The following is a 14,585-nucleotide window of genomic DNA, read 5'->3' on the forward strand; positions in this document are numbered from 1 at the left end:
TTGACAGAGTAGGTACAACTTTATATCATGTAATTCGTAACGGATACTCTTATTCTGAGCAGGTGGAGGGAACAAGGCCCGAAGAAACCCGGCAACCGTCCTACATTAATTCACATATTAATGAGGGAAAAGGTGCTCTCCTGAAGCGAAGTAAACACTTCGAACGATAAGAGGGTAAAGGAAGAACGCACAACCTTTCCCTGACCATTTTTTGGACTTGGAAAGGTTTTTTTCATTTTACCGTCCCACTCAACTAGGGGAAATGAGTACACCGTCAAATTCTTTTTTGGGAGGGTCATACATGACAAACCTTAATCGCCGACTATTCACGTCGGAGTCAGTCACTGAAGGTCATCCAGATAAAATCTGTGACCAAATTTCGGATTCAATTCTTGATGCAATCCTCGCAGCGGATCCAAACGCACGTGTTGCAGCAGAAACTTCTGTTACAACAGGTCTCGTTCTCGTTGCAGGTGAGATCACGACATCGACTTACGTCGACATTCCAAAAGTCGTTCGTGAAACGATTCGTGAAATCGGCTACACACGCGCGAAATACGGTTTTGACGCGGACACATGTGCTGTATTGACATCAATCGATGAGCAATCAGCAGACATCGCTCTTGGTGTCGACCAAGCGCTTGAAGCACGTGAAGGTAGCATGTCTGATGCAGAAATCGATGCAATCGGTGCAGGAGACCAAGGTCTCATGTTCGGTTACGCAACGAAAGAAACACCAGAACTCATGCCACTTCCAATCTCGCTTTCACACCGTCTCGCACGCCGTTTGGCAGAAGTGCGTAAAAACGGTCAACTCGACTACCTTCGTCCAGACGGAAAAACACAAGTCACGGTCGAATACAACGAGAACAACGAGCCGGTTCGTGTCGATACGATCGTCATCTCGACACAACATGCAGAAGAAGTCACGCTTGAGCAAATCCAAGCTGACTTGAAAGAACACGTCATCACACCGGTTATCCCGGCTGAATACATCGACGCAGCAACGAAATTCTTCATCAACCCAACTGGTCGTTTCGTCATTGGCGGACCACAAGGAGATGCTGGATTAACTGGTCGTAAGATCATCGTTGATACGTATGGTGGATACGCACGCCACGGCGGTGGAGCATTCTCAGGTAAAGATCCAACAAAAGTCGACCGTTCAGCTGCATACGCAGCACGTTACGTCGCGAAGAACCTCGTTGCTGCAGGTCTTGCAGACAAAGCAGAAGTTCAACTCGCGTACGCAATCGGTGTCGCGCACCCAGTATCAATCGCGGTTGACACATTCGGTACAGGAAAACTTCCTGAAGCGCAACTCGTCGAATTGGTTGCTGAAAACTTCGATCTTCGTCCGGCTGGAATCATCAACATGCTTGATCTCCGTCGTCCGATCTATCGTCAAACAGCTGCATACGGTCACTTCGGTCGTACAGATGTTGAGCTTCCATGGGAGCAAACAGATAAAGCAGCAGTTCTTGAAGAACAAGCAAAACGTTTCGCATAATCAAAAAGTTCGAAAACCCTACGCGGGTTTTCGGACTTTTTTGTTTCCGTGGAACTTTGCAGGAAACGAATGTTTTTTCTAGAAGAGGGTAAAAGTACATGAGTCGATTCGTATGAATACAAAGGGGGGTTCCGATTATGGAAATACGCGAAGCTATTCCAGCTGATGCAGGACGTATTCATGACATTGCCGTCACATCTTGGTTGGATACGTATGCAGAAATCTATTCCGAACGTTCGAAAGCGCATTTCGTGCAGGAGGCGTATCCGCAAGAAGAAGTCGTTCGTGCGATCCGGACGGCGGAAGAAGCACGGGGAGAGTATTTTTATGTCGGAATCATCGATGAGGAAATCGTCGGTTTCATTCATGCTGTTGATGTTGAGGGAACGTGGGAGATCATTCGTCTGTACGTCTTGCCGAAATATCAGCAAAACGGAATCGGACGACGGCTGATCCGTGAACTCGAACGACAAGGAGCCGTCCCACTCGAAGTATACGTGGAGGCACGTAACTATAAAGCACGTCAGTTCTTAACCTCATTCGGTTTTGAAGAACTCAGTGAGATGACGGAAGAAGTCTTTGGGCAAGTAGAATCTGTCATTCGTCTTCGCCATGTCGCCTCATGAAATCCGTCTTGGGACGGTTTCGTGTGCGTTTGAAATAAGGTATCGTAAAAAGGAAGTATGAAGTGAAGAGGTGAGTTTGTGGTTGAACAACCAACAGGAATCATCGTATTAGTCTATCCGTTACAACTGCGTGCCCGTCCGAGTGAAGCCTTGATTCGGGTACTCGAACGAGAGTATGAAGTATTACTTGTCGACGCACCACGTCGCATCTCGTTTGAAGAGCATGGTCAACTGTTAAAAGAAGCATTACGTGAAGCCGGGAAACGCAAGCTACCGATTCATATTGTCGCCTGTAGCATGGGCGCACTCGTCGTCAATCGCCTGTTGCAAGAATATGAATTACCGGTCGCAAGCCTTGCGTTCATTTCACCGTTGTTTGATTGGCACCCTTCGAAACAACTCGGAGGCGTCAAACAAGTCTTCGCGAGTGCATTTGATCGTTTCCGACCTGATGCGCCACTCGGTACGTTGCCGTTTGGTCAAAGTACGGAAGATACCGTTCGCATCGGTGAACTGACCTATGCACAGTACCGGGAAATCGAAGAAGAGATCGTCGTACATGACGAGGAACGAAAAAAACTGCCGCGTGTGAACTTGGCTTGTTTTTATGCACCAGACGATCAGTTCGCAGACGTCAAGTTGACGCTTGAAGTATGCCGGAAAATGGGTGGCGATCAGATTTACTTACAACGTCTACACGGCTTTCCGCATTTTAGTTTTGAACGGTTGAACACACGGTTTGCAGAAAAATTAATGTTGTTCTTTAAGCTTGTTGAGGAATGAAATAACAAAAGTGATGCCTCTAAAAAAGGGCATCACTTTTTTTGTGTCCAATCATCAGCGTACTTTTTTCTCGATTGCGATGATGAAAGGTGGATGATTTTGTTGATTCAAGAAGCGATACTGGAGAACGGCAAAATTTTGCTGATCAAGGGCTGTCACGTAATCGAGGACAGCGTCGCGTTCCCGTTTTCCTTCCAGGTGACCGTGATAGACGACGAGGACGACAAGACCGCCGGGAGCGAGGACCGGGAGGAGGGCATCGAGTGCTTCGAGCGTCTCTTCACCTGTCGTCGTGATCGATTTGTCGCTTCCAGGCAGGTAACCGAGATTGAAGACACCGGCACGAACAGGACGTTGTTCGTCCGAAAGACGGGCACCGACATGGATGTGGCTTTCATGATAAAGGTCGACGCGTGCTAACATTCCAGCTTCGTCGATACGTCGAGTCGATTCCTCGATGGCTTGTGCCTGGACGTCGAACGCAAGGACTCGACCTTCTGGACCGACGCGTTCTGCTAAAAACTGCGTATCATGTCCATTTCCGGCAGTCATGTCGACGACGCAGTCTCCGGGCTCGATAACGGACTCGAGTAATTGTTTCGTATAAGGTAGTACACGGGCAAGTGACATGGCATAGACTCCTGTTCCTATGGTCTGTTTTTCTAGTAATGGTTCAGTATGTGCAAGATTCTTTCTGCATTATATCATTTTTTGATTCGTTGACGAAAAGCGAAGTGGCTTGACAGCTAGGGGACGGATTGCGTAAAGTGGCAAGGTTGAGAATGAAATAGGAGGACCACAGGTATGCCAAAATTACCAAAAGCGGTCTGGATCCTCGTCCTTGCGATGGCCATCAATACGACGGGATCCTCTTTTTTATGGCCGTTTAATACATTATATATTCATGAATATTTAGGAGAGTCGATGACAAAAGCAGGGATGGCGTTGTTCGTCAACTCGGCCTTAGCAATCGTCGGAAACTACTTAGGTGGAAAAGCGTTTGACCGTCTCGGTGGCAAGAAGACGCTTGTCATCAGTGTCATCGGACTTGTCCTGTCTTCCGTCGGCTTGTTGCTGTTTCATCAGACGTACCTCGGATACGTCGCGATGCTTGGATTGATTGGATTCGTCGGTGGGATGGTTTTTCCGACGATCTACGCGATGACGGGTGTCATCTGGCCGGAAGGCGGGCGCCGTGCCTTTAATGCGATCTATGTCGCACAAAACGTCGGTGTAGCGCTCGGGACAGCAGTCAGTGGTCAAATCGCTGCCTTTTCGATTCAGTACATCTTCATCGCCAATCTCGTCCTCTACATCGCCTTTGCCATCATTTTGTTCGTCGGTTTGTCCTGGATTCAGGCACCGGCGCGGATGCATGCGGCGCATGACGAAATCGAAACGACACGCACACCCCTTGCACGCGGTGCGGCACGGACGATGTTGCTCGTTTCGATTGGTTATGCCTTACTTTGGTTCGTTTATGTGCAATGGCAAGGAACCTTTGCCGTACACACGAAATCGCTCGGTGTCACGATTTCCGAGTACTCGATTCTTTGGACGATCAACGGAGCACTCATCGTGTTCGCACAACCTTTACTAACACCAATTCTTCGTTGGTTTGGAGATGACTTAAAGCGACAATTGATGACCGGTACAGGAATCTTCCTCTTGTCTTATCTGATCGTTCCGTTCGCAGGCGGCTTCAAGATGTTCCTCGTCGCGATGATCATCCTGACGATTGGTGAGATGTTCATCTGGCCAGCAGTTCCTGCTATGGCGGCGAGACTCGCGCCGATCGGAAAAGAAGGAGAATTCCAAGGGTACGTCAATATTGCTGCTTCAGCGGGGCGGATGATCAGTCCGACTGTTGGAGGGTTGATCTACGATGTATCCGGTATGTCAGCGGTCTTCTTGACATTGATTGGATTGATCCTGTTAGCAGGCGTCGTCTTCCTTCGTGCTATTCCTAAAATCACCTCATGAGCATCATTTGTGAGACAGCGGACATTAGATCCGCTGTCTTTTGTTACGTCATTCGTTCCAAAATCATAAAATAAACATTTAATAATATGGAATATTTCGGCAAAGAAACGGGTACTTTCTAATCAAGAACTTGAAAAAGAAAGGTCATATGAACGTTGCTTCTTTTTGACTGGAGGTGCACGAATGGAAAGGTGTCAATTCATCACAGATGCCACAACTTGGACGACGCATGTACAGCAACAGCCTCTTGATATCTTCTACAGTCACCAATACGTCACGCTCAATGCTAGACCGGCTGAGCAAGCGGTGCTATTCCGTTATGAAGGTGATGTAGGAACACTGTTCTATCCATTTCTGAAACGCCGGATTTTTGATACGCCTTATTCAGATCTCATCACGCCGTATGGCTATGGTGGACCGGAAATCATCGGTCAACTGACTACGACTGAAATGCAGCATGCACGCTTATTGTTTGAAAGGTGGGCAAAACGAGAAGCGATCGTCTCGGAAATGATTCGCTTTAATCCATTGACAGGTAATGAACGTTTCATGCGGGATTGGACAAAAGTCTCCTTCATCCGTCATACGACGAGTATCGATTTACGCCCTTCACTAGAGGACATCATGCAGACATTTCATAAGAAGACGAGAAGTATGATTCGCAAATCGCTTGCCTCTCCTTTAACCGTTAGAACAGGAACGCGAGACGACCTACCTATTTTTGTGGCGTTGTATCATGAAACGATGGACCGGAAGAATGCTTCGGCTCATTACTATTTTACGGACAGTTATTTTGAACAATTATTTGAAGCAAATCCACTCTGTGAGCCATTGTTACTGATTGCGGAAATCGACGGAGAACCTGTTGGTGGATACTTCGTATTGCTCGGAAAAGAATATGCCCACGGTCATTTGATTGGTTGTAAGCGGGACGAAGCGAAGATGTTCCCGAATCAGCGACTCGAGTATGAAGCGATTCTTCAGACGAAAGCACGCGGTCTCATCGAACAACATCTCGGGGGTGGATATCAAGAACGGGATAGTCTCTTTGAGAGTAAATGCCGTTACACCGGGTATCGTTTATTTGAGTATCATCAAGGAAAATCCATTCTTCAACCAGCCATATACGATCAGTTATGTGTACGATACGGGTCAGATGCTGATTCGGATTATTTTCCAGCTTACCGACAAACCAGTGTCCAAATGGCGACAAGTTAAACAGTAACTAAATGAAGAAGGCGAAACGACTACATCGTGTAGTCGTTTTTTGATATGCTGAAATCATGATAGATCAATAGAGGGGGATGTGTCTTGAAAAAACGAGGTCTTATTTTTGATATGGATGGGGTCATCTTAGATAGTGAAATCCGCTACTTTGAGGTCCATCAGCAGATGTTCAAAACGTTATCGATTCCACTCGATCCGGTTCAGTATGCGACGTTCATGGGGAAAACAGGAGATGAGATGTGGGAAGAACTTGTCACTCAACACGAGCTCCCAGAAACAGCGAGTGCGTTACTTGAGGAAGAACATCGTTTGTTTCAAATTCATGCAAAACCGGAGGAATGTGGCTTAAAAGAGGGAGTCAAACAAGTCATCGAACAAGCGGCGTCTCTTGGTTACGATATCGGGATCGCCTCCTCGAGTTCGCTTCAAAAAATCGAACGCGTCATCCGTCATTATGAGCTTCCAATCACGCATTACGTCAGTGGGGAAGAAGTCATGCGTTCGAAGCCGGATCCTGCGATTTTTCGACTTGCGGCATCACGAATCGGGCACGCACCTGAAGATTGTCTCGTCATTGAAGACGCTGCGAACGGGATGATCGGCGCAAAAGCAGCAGGCATGGAAGTGATTGCGCTTCTCGATGATCGGATGCCGATGCAACGTCTAGAACAAGCGGATCATGTCGCACGATCGCATGCAGAAATCGAGGAAATTTTACGGAAGCGTTGACGCTTGAGGAAGAAACAGATTACACTAGGAAAAGATAGTCAAATGCATGGAACTGAAGTAGTAGGGGAAAGGTGCCGTCAAGAGAGCTGGTGGAAGGTGCGAACCAGTCGGTAACAACCGTGAACTCGTCAGGGAGCACGATTCGTGAAGTCGTAGTAGCGAATCCGGTCTTTCACACCGTTATCCGTGAATCAAGCGGTCTGTCATAGACAGACAACGTGGGTGGTACCGCGGAAGCCAAACCGGTCTTTCGTCCCTATTCCTAGGGACGGAGGACCGGTTTTTTTAGATTAGAGGAGGAAAAGACATGCCGTACAATCATCGCGAAATCGAACCAAAATGGCAGGCGCGTTGGGATCAAGAAAACGCCTTCGTCACGACAGAAGATCCAGAAAAAGAAGGGTTTTATGCCCTTGATATGTTCCCGTATCCATCAGGTGCCGGACTCCACGTCGGTCACCCGGAAGGCTACACAGCAACCGACATCCTCGCACGGATGAAACGGATGCAAGGATACAACGTCTTGCACCCGATGGGATGGGATGCGTTCGGATTACCAGCAGAACAATACGCCCTCGATACAGGGAATGACCCACGTGAATTCACAGCGAAAAACATCGAGACGTTCAAGCGTCAGTTGAAAGAACTTGGATTCTCCTATGACTGGGATCGTGAAATCAACACGACAGATCCGAAGTACTACAAATGGACACAGTGGATCTTTACGAAGTTGTATGAAAAAGGACTTGCGTTCGTGGACGAAGTCGCGGTCAACTGGTGCCCAGCACTCGGAACCGTTCTTGCGAATGAAGAAGTCATCGACGGATTATCTGAACGCGGAAATCATCCGGTCGTGCGTGTCCCGATGCGTCAATGGGTCTTGAAAATCACGGAATATGCGGATCGTCTTCTTGAAGATCTCGATGACCTTGATTGGCCGGATTCTGTCAAAGAGATGCAACGGAACTGGATCGGAAAATCAGAAGGTGCTGAAATCGACTTCACGATTGATGGACACAAAAAACAAGTCACGGTCTTTACGACACGTCCGGACACAATTTTTGGTGCGACGTACCTCGTGCTTGCGCCGGAGCATCCATTCGTAGCTGACATCACGACAGCGGATCACAAGAAAGCCGTCGATACGTACATTTCGCAAGTCCAAACGAAGTCGGACCTCGAGCGGACGGATTTAGCGAAGGAAAAAACAGGCGTCTTCACGGGTGCTTTCGCCGTCAATCCAATCTCAGGTGATCGTCTTCCAATCTGGATCGCTGATTATGTCCTTGCTTCGTACGGAACGGGTGCAATCATGGCGGTCCCAGGACACGATGAGCGCGATCATGAATTCGCGAAACAATTCGACTTGCCAATCGTTGAAGTCGTCGCGGGTGGAAACGTTGATGAAGCAGCCTATACAGGAGAGGGCGAACACGTCAACTCGCATATGCTTGATGGTCTTGGAAAACAAGAAGCAATCGAGACGATGATTGCTGAACTCGAAACGAATCAAGTCGGACGTAAGAAAATCACGTATCGTCTCCGCGACTGGTTGTTCAGTCGTCAACGGTATTGGGGCGAGCCGATTCCAGTCGTTCATATGGAAGATGGTTCGATGAAGACGCTCAGTCAAGAGGAGTTACCGCTTGAACTTCCAATCATTCCGGAAATCAAACCGTCTGGTACAGGCGAATCACCACTTGCGCTTGCGGAAGACTGGTTGGATTACACGGATCCTGAAACAGGAATGAAAGGGCGTCGTGAGACGAATACGATGCCACAATGGGGCGGAAGCTGCTGGTACTATCTTCGTTTCATCGATCCGCACAATGAAGAGGCGATCGCGGATCCAGAAAAATTAAAATACTGGCTTCCAGTCGATATTTATATTGGTGGTGCGGAACACGCCGTTCTCCACTTGTTGTATGCGCGCTTCTGGCATAAAGTCTTATATGATGCAGGTGTCGTACCAACAAAAGAACCATTCCAGAAGTTATACAACCAAGGGATGATTCTTGGAGAGAACAACGAGAAGATGTCGAAATCACGCGGTAACGTCATTAATCCGGATGAAATCGTCAAATCGCATGGTGCGGATACGTTACGCTTGTACGAAATGTTCATGGGACCACTCGATGCATCAGTTGCCTGGTCGGAGAACGGTCTTGACGGGGCGCGTCGTTTCCTCGACCGTGTCTGGCGCTTGTTCGAACGGACAGCAGACATTCAAGACGTTACGGAAGTCGATGCTGACTTCGAGCGAACGTACCACCAGACGGTCAAGAAGGTCACGGAAGACTTCGCGAACATCCAGTTCAACACCGGAATTTCGCAACTCATGGTCTTCGTCAACGAAGCAAACAAACAGCCGGTTCTTCCGCGTCACTTCCTTCGTGGATTCATCCAATTGTTAACGCCAGTCGCACCACACCTTGGTGAAGAACTCTGGGAACAACTTGGATTTGAAGAGACATTGACGTATGCAGCATGGCCAACATTCGATGAATCGAAACTCGTCAGCGATACGATGGAATTCGTCATTCAAGTGAACGGAAAGGTTCGCTCGAAAATCGAAATCAACATCGATGCGACAAAAGAAGAAATCGAAGCACTTGCCTTTGCTGATGAAAAGACACAAGAATGGATCGGCGACAAGACGGTTCGTAAAGTCATCGTCGTACCGAAAAAATTAATCAATATCGTGGCAAACTAAGCCATAGCCCCTTTCATTCGTTTGATGCGAATGGAGGGGGTTTCTTCATTTCCATCGCAAGTCCGCTTTTTTTTTCAACGACCTTCTGCTACACTGAATCAGAAACCGAGAAAGAAAGGCGAGTACCATCAATGAAACGATCTTATATAGTCTATACAACGATTTTTGCTGTCGTTTCGGGGTTGATCCTTTGCGTACTGCTCGTCTTCTCGAAGCCGGAGACGTTGTCACGTATTCAAGAAACGTTCGCGAAAATCGAGACGCAATCGAAGCATCAGGCAGCCGTTAAACAGGTGCCACCGAAAACGCCTTCAGCTATTCCGAACCCGGAAGAGCCGTTAATCAAAAATGTCCAACACATGTTATATGATGATTCCATTGGTTCGTACCTCGTCGTCACAGACGATTATCGTTTCTTTGAAATCAGTGGAACCGGGGAACGCATCAACGCATCTTTCCAGTTAGAAGAAGGAAAGTTGTTGCTCGCTGGTCTAGACGGTATGACGCTCGTTGACGGGGAGACCGTCGCGTTACTGACGTCGAATCAGATTCTGGTCACGATTACGCGAAAAGACGGTGTCTGGAGCGAAGAAAAACGTGAAAAAGTACAAGGAACGACGATACGGGATAGTTTCCACGGTCTTGGATATGATACGAAGAAAAAAGAATTCTATACGATTAATCATATTCGAGCACTGGGACGAGTCGAGGTGACCTATTTCGCGATGAAAGAGGATAAGATCAAGATTGATCCTGACGCCTCGGAAAAGAAAAAACGTGCGTTGAAGAAAAAACAGAAACCACCTTATCTGTCAGTCATCAAACGCGAGAAGATTGAAGCGGCGAGTGGGATGCGAAGTGATGCGAAGAAATCGTTCGAGTCCGAGTTCCGTCCGATTGGTCTTGCTGAACGGCAAGGTCGGATCTACACACTCGATTCAGAAGCGCTCTATCTCTATTCGATCGATCGAAAGGACAAAACGATCACGGGTGAGACAGCCAGTCCGAAAGTATATGGTTCGAAGGGGATTTTCGTGCAGGATAACGAGTTGTTCGCGTTAGTCGTCACGGATAAATTCTCAAGCCGATCGTTTACACCGATTGATTAAATCCTGACACAATAAGACCCGATTTCTCTGTTAAGCAGAAGAATCGGGTCTTGTTCATATTAAAAGACAGTATCACGTGCCATCTCTGCGGCGTGACTACCGGCGCAATGACCCGTCACGAATGCAGCTGTGATGTTGTAACCACCTGTATAGCCATGGATATCAAGAATCTCCCCGGCAAAGAATAATCGCTCGGCTTTTTTCGACATCATCGTCTTTGGATCAATCTCTTTGATCGAGACGCCACCACCCGTGACGAAAGCTTTATCAAAGTCGAGCGTTCCCGTTGCTTTAAGTGGGAATCGCTTTAATTTTTGCAAGAAGTCCGTCCAGTCCTGTTTCTTGACTTGTGTGCAGACTTCATCGCCAAAGCCGATTTGAGCAAAGAGAAGTTCAAGCAGACGTTCCGGCACGAAGCCGCGGAGGGCGTTGCGTACCGTTTTCTTGGGATTGGCTGCAAGCGCGGCTTGGAAGCGTTCGGTTAACGCACCGAGTGATTCGTCCGGGAAGAGATCGATCGATAAATGGACGATCGTCTCCTTCGAACGTTTGCGCTCCTTGATCGTGTACTGGCTACAGCGTAAAGCAATCGGACCGCTTAAACCGAAGTGGGTAAAGAGTAAGTCCCCCGTGTGTGTTTTGATTGCTTTATCTTTTTTGCCGTGGACCGTTAAGGCGACGTCACGTAGCGACAGCCCTTGTAATGTTTTTTCATGAATGAACGTATCACCTAACAAAATTGGAACTTCAGTTGGGAAGAGTTCCGTGATCGTATGACCCGCTTTTTCAGCCCACGGGTAGCCGTCACCTGTCGAACCGGTATGTGGAACGGATTGTCCGCCGACTGCAACGATGCAACTTTTTGCTTCAAGACGCATGCCGTTCTCTAAGATGACAGCTGCAAAAGAACCGTCTGGATGGAAGTCGAGCGTAGCGACCTGCGCGTCTGTTTGAATCTCGGCACCATGCGCGCGGATTTGATCGATCAATACACGGACGACATCTGCTGCTTTATCTGAGACAGGAAACATCCGTCCATTGTCCTCTTCTTTGAGGGCGACACCAAACCCTTCGAAGAGCTCGATGATCGATTCATTATTGAATTGAGAAAAGGCACTATAAAGGAAACGTCCGTTTCCTGGAATCGACTGGACGAGTTCGTCGAGTGGTTTTCGGTTCGTGACGTTACAACGTCCGCCGCCAGAGATCGCAAGCTTCCGACCTAATTTATTTCCTTTATCGAGCAGGAGCGTTCGAGCTCCAGCCTGTAAAGAGGCGAGCGTTGCCATCAAGCCGCTCGGTCCGCCTCCGATTACGATTACATCGTACATAAGGTCACCTCATTCATAGAATTCTGCTTGTTTCACTTTAGCAGAAGTTGCGACTGTAAACAAACCGTCTCTTTCAATTCAAGATAGACAGCGGTATAATGATTTGCAATTGTGTACGAGAGAACTTGTATAATGAGACAGTCACGATCAGAGTGTCGAGTTTAAAAATTAGAAAGCGTGAGGGATGTTACCATGTCCACAGTCAGTAATAAGCAGTCTACTTCTTCCGGCAATTCAGGATTCGTTCGTGGAACGATGCTCCTGTCCGGTGCGTCACTGATTTCCCGCGCACTGGGTTTGATTTATCTCTTTCCATTTCAGTTCATGGTCGGTGCGACAGGCATCATGTTCTATACCTATGCCTACAACTATTATGCGATCATGATCGGACTCGCGACAGCGGGGATTCCTGTCGCTGTCTCGAAATTCGTCGCCAAATACAATGCATTAGGAGAGTATGATACGAGTGAACGATTATATCGGTCTGGTCTGAAAATCATGTCCTTGACCGGGATTGTTTCCTTCCTCGCTTTATTCTTTCTCGCACCGTATTTAGCACACCGTGCCATTCCAGGTGGTGACGTTGATTCAGCTGCATACGTTGATGCCGTCACGATGACGATTCGTGGCGTGAGTTTCGCTTTACTCTTGATTCCATCGATGAGTATGACCCGAGGTTACTTCCAAGGGTATCAATCGATGGGACCAACAGCGATTTCGCAAATCTTGGAACAAATCGTCCGGATCATCTTTTTGCTTGCAGGAGTCAGCATCGCGATTTATTTATTTGATTCAGGTGCAGCATTTGCCGCAACGATTGCAACGTTCAGCGCTTTCATTGGTGCAATCGGTAGTGTTGCGGTTCTGATCTATTATTTCCGCAAACGTGCCAGCGGCTTGCAGGAACTACGTGCTACTCAAACCGTCCGTTCGCCGGATCGCCCGTTAACGGATTTGTATAAGGAATTATTGACGTATGCGATTCCAATCGTCATGGTCGGTCTTTCGACACCCCTTTACCAAGTCATCGACCAAAATACGATGAATGCCGCATTACAAAGTATCGGTTACACGCTCGAAGCGGCCGGAAACGCGACTGCCTATCTGATTGCGGATAGTCATAAGATCGTCTTGATTCCGGTGTCGGTCGCAACAGGATTGTCGTTGTCGGCAACTCCACTGTTGACGGCTTCCTTTACGCAAGGAGATATGCGGAAAGTACGGGCTCAAATCTCACAGATTTATCAACTCGTTTTCTTCGTGACGATTCCGGCAGTCGTCGGGATGATTCTCCTCAGTGAAGAAACGTTCCATGTGCTCTTCCCGAAAGATCAAGCGGCCTGGGTCTATCTGTTAAGTTATGCGCCGAGTGCGTTGTTCCTTGCCTTGTATTCTGTTACGGCAGCAGTCCTTCAAGGGATTAACCGTCAGTACTTCACGATCATCGCAACCCTCGCAGGGTTACTTGCGAAGTATCTCTTGAATGCGCCGTTGATTCATTTGACGGGTGATGGAACGGGTGCTGGTTATGCGACGATCATTGGTTATCTCGTTGCGACGGGATTGATGTTCTTCCGGATCACACAAACGGTGAAGTTCCCATTCAGTACGGTCTTGCGCCGGACATCTTTGATTCTAATCATCAGTGCATTGATGGGAGCAGGTGTTGCACTCGTGAAGTGGGGAATGGTGTCCTTCTTACCAGAGACGACATGGGCATCTCTGTTGATCCTGATTATTGGTGCGGCAGTTGGAATCGTGATTTTCGCTGGACTCTCGATTTGGAGTGGATTAGCAGAAGTCGTATTAGGACGTAAAATTTCATTGAAACGAGGACGAGGTCATGCGTCTAGATAAACTATTATCCAACATGGGGGCAGGCTCCCGAAAAGAAGTAAAACTTTTGCTCAAGGCAGGGGCAATTCAAGTCGATGGTGAGATCGTTCGTGATCCGAAACAACATGTCGATGTCGAGACGCAACAGGTTCTCATGTACGGCGAACCGGTCACGTATCAAAAATACATCTATTTAATGATGAATAAACCACCTGGTGTCATTAGTGCGACGGAGGATAAACGAGATGAGACCGTCATTGATCTGTTGTTTGAAGACGTGACGTATTTCAAACCGTTTCCGGTCGGACGACTTGATAAGGATACTGAAGGCTTATTGTTACTGACAAACGATGGAGCGTTCAATCATGCTTTGATGTCTCCGAAGAAACACGTCGAAAAAACGTATTACGCGGAAGTGACAGGTGTGTTGACGCAAGAAGACGTCGAGGCAATTGCGGCAGGCGTCACCTTAGAAGACGGTTATCAGGCAAAGCCAGGAAAACTCGTTATCTTATCGACGACAGAAACAGACTCAACGCTTGAATTGACAATCACGGAAGGGAAGTTTCATCAAGTCAAACGGATGATGCTTGCCCTCGGTAAAGAGGTCACATTCTTGAAACGGCGTTCGATTGGTCGCTTGGAGCTTGATCCGGCACTTGCACTCGGGGACTACCGCGAACTGACACCGGATGAATTATCCTTGTTTGATTGGCAACCTGAATAAGCAAAACGAAA

12 protein-coding genes, 1 riboswitch and 1 other annotated feature are annotated in these 14,585 nt (G+C 47.8%); of the genes, 10 read left to right on the forward strand and 2 right to left on the reverse strand.

Annotated elements, in window-relative coordinates:
- Positions 1–46 precede the first annotated feature (46 nt).
- A riboswitch (SAM riboswitch) is annotated at positions 47–173 on the forward strand.
- A 128-nt stretch (positions 174–301) separates the two neighbouring features.
- The 3 genes from metK to AYO36_RS02805 all read left to right on the forward strand — a co-directional run bounded on the left by metK (position 302) and on the right by AYO36_RS02805 (position 2,919).
- Positions 302–1,510 carry a methionine adenosyltransferase gene (gene metK, locus AYO36_RS02795; protein WP_023469108.1) on the forward strand — a complete coding sequence of 403 codons (1,209 nt, stop codon included), beginning with the start codon at positions 302–304 and terminating at the stop codon, positions 1,508–1,510.
- A gap of 137 nt (positions 1,511–1,647) precedes the next feature.
- Positions 1,648–2,136: a GNAT family N-acetyltransferase gene (locus AYO36_RS02800; RefSeq protein ID WP_023469107.1), complete on the forward strand. Its 489-nt coding sequence runs from the start codon at positions 1,648–1,650 to the stop codon at positions 2,134–2,136.
- 78 nt (positions 2,137–2,214) lie between these two features.
- Positions 2,215–2,919: a serine aminopeptidase domain-containing protein gene (locus tag AYO36_RS02805; RefSeq protein ID WP_035396459.1), complete on the forward strand. Its 705-nt coding sequence runs from the start codon at positions 2,215–2,217 to the stop codon at positions 2,917–2,919.
- A 54-nt stretch (positions 2,920–2,973) separates the two neighbouring features.
- On the opposite strand, the gene mnmM is transcribed toward AYO36_RS02805, so the two are convergent.
- Positions 2,974–3,570, reverse strand: a complete 597-nt coding sequence (gene mnmM, locus AYO36_RS02810; RefSeq protein ID WP_255359378.1) for a tRNA 5-(aminomethyl)-2-thiouridylate-methyltransferase MnmM — start codon at positions 3,568–3,570, stop codon at positions 2,974–2,976.
- A 153-nt stretch (positions 3,571–3,723) separates the two neighbouring features.
- Here mnmM and AYO36_RS02815 point away from each other — a divergent pair, with 153 nt between their 5' ends.
- The 5 genes from AYO36_RS02815 to AYO36_RS02835 all read left to right on the forward strand — a co-directional run bounded on the left by AYO36_RS02815 (position 3,724) and on the right by AYO36_RS02835 (position 10,680).
- Entirely contained in the window at positions 3,724–4,902 is a 1,179-nt protein-coding gene (locus tag AYO36_RS02815) for an MDR family MFS transporter (protein ID WP_064299476.1), read from the forward strand.
- Between the two features lie 183 nt (positions 4,903–5,085).
- On the forward strand, positions 5,086–6,120 hold the full coding sequence (locus tag AYO36_RS02820; RefSeq protein WP_064299477.1) for a peptidoglycan bridge formation glycyltransferase FemA/FemB family protein: 1,035 nt from the start codon (positions 5,086–5,088) through the stop codon (positions 6,118–6,120).
- Between the two features lie 93 nt (positions 6,121–6,213).
- A complete protein-coding gene (locus AYO36_RS02825; RefSeq protein ID WP_064299478.1) occupies positions 6,214–6,858 on the forward strand; it encodes an HAD family hydrolase in 645 nt (214 codons plus the stop codon).
- A gap of 38 nt (positions 6,859–6,896) precedes the next feature.
- Positions 6,897–7,119: a binding site (T-box leader), on the forward strand.
- Positions 7,120–7,165: 46 nt separating this feature from the next.
- The gene (leuS, locus tag AYO36_RS02830; RefSeq protein ID WP_064299479.1) at positions 7,166–9,571 is read left to right on the forward strand and encodes a leucine--tRNA ligase; all 2,406 of its coding nucleotides are present in this window, start codon (positions 7,166–7,168) and stop codon (positions 9,569–9,571) included.
- A 131-nt stretch (positions 9,572–9,702) separates the two neighbouring features.
- Positions 9,703–10,680: a hypothetical protein gene (locus tag AYO36_RS02835; protein WP_064299480.1), complete on the forward strand. Its 978-nt coding sequence runs from the start codon at positions 9,703–9,705 to the stop codon at positions 10,678–10,680.
- Between the two features lie 59 nt (positions 10,681–10,739).
- On the opposite strand, the gene AYO36_RS02840 is transcribed toward AYO36_RS02835, so the two are convergent.
- Entirely contained in the window at positions 10,740–12,011 is a 1,272-nt protein-coding gene (locus tag AYO36_RS02840; protein WP_050678607.1) for a BaiN/RdsA family NAD(P)/FAD-dependent oxidoreductase, read from the reverse strand.
- A 192-nt stretch (positions 12,012–12,203) separates the two neighbouring features.
- Here AYO36_RS02840 and AYO36_RS02845 point away from each other — a divergent pair, with 192 nt between their 5' ends.
- Together AYO36_RS02845 and AYO36_RS02850 are read left to right on the forward strand one after the other, a co-directional pair.
- On the forward strand, positions 12,204–13,868 hold the full coding sequence (locus tag AYO36_RS02845; RefSeq protein WP_064299481.1) for a putative polysaccharide biosynthesis protein: 1,665 nt from the start codon (positions 12,204–12,206) through the stop codon (positions 13,866–13,868).
- A complete protein-coding gene (locus AYO36_RS02850; RefSeq protein ID WP_064299482.1) occupies positions 13,855–14,574 on the forward strand; it encodes a pseudouridine synthase in 720 nt (239 codons plus the stop codon). Before AYO36_RS02845 ends, AYO36_RS02850 begins: the two co-directional genes overlap by 14 nt.
- The last annotated feature ends 11 nt before the right edge of the window (positions 14,575–14,585 follow it).

Origin of the sequence: Exiguobacterium sp. KKBO11, assembly GCF_001644945.1 — a bacterium.
Classification (GTDB): domain Bacteria; phylum Bacillota; class Bacilli; order Exiguobacteriales; family Exiguobacteriaceae; genus Exiguobacterium_A; species Exiguobacterium_A abrahamii.